Source organism: Massilia sp. P2_C2 (assembly GCF_056404615.1).
This window is the reverse complement of sequence record NZ_JBFUDR010000674.1, coordinates 1-584: the sequence shown is the minus strand read 5'-3', so window position 1 is coordinate 584 and position 584 is coordinate 1. Positions and strand designations below refer to the sequence as shown.

At 65.4% G+C, this 584-nt stretch carries 1 protein-coding gene; it reads left to right on the top strand.

Annotation, left to right across the window (positions count from 1 at the left end; genetic code table 11):
• A partial coding sequence (locus AC1DYX_RS31795; RefSeq protein WP_477266274.1) for an enoyl-CoA hydratase-related protein occupies positions 1–479 on the top strand: 479 nt, incomplete at its 5' end.
• Positions 480–584: the final 105 nt, after the last annotated feature.

Genomic DNA, 584 nt, shown 5'->3' with positions numbered 1-584 from the left:
GCGTCGTCTCGGGTTATGCGCTGGGCGGCGGCTGCGAACTGGCCATGATGTGCGACTTCCTGATCGCCTCCGACACGGCCAAGTTCGGCCAGCCGGAGATCAAGGTCGGCGTGACCCCGGGCGCCGGCGGCACGCAGCGCCTGCCGCGCGCGATCGGCAAGTCGAAGGCGATGGACATGCTGCTGACGGCCCGCATGATCGACGCGGCGGAGGCGGAGCGCACGGGTCTCGTGTCGCGCGTCGTGCCGGCCGACCTCGTGATGACRGTGGCGCTGGAAGTCGCGGAGACGATCGCGGCGATGCCGGTGTCGGTCGCAATGCAGATCAAGGATGCCGTCAACCGCGCGTTCGAGACGACGCTGACCGAAGGCGTGCGCTATGAGCGCCGCTACTTCCATGCCGGTTTCGGTACGCCGGCGCAGAAGGAGGGGATGGCCGCGTTCCTGGAGAAGCGCAAGCCGAACTTCGACGGCATGTAATCGTAGGGATACAATTCGGGCCTTGCAAGGGCGCGGGCAGGTTTGCTATAGTTCGCGTCCTGCTTCTGCGGCGCATGAAAAATCGAAAGATTCAGTGTGTTGCAG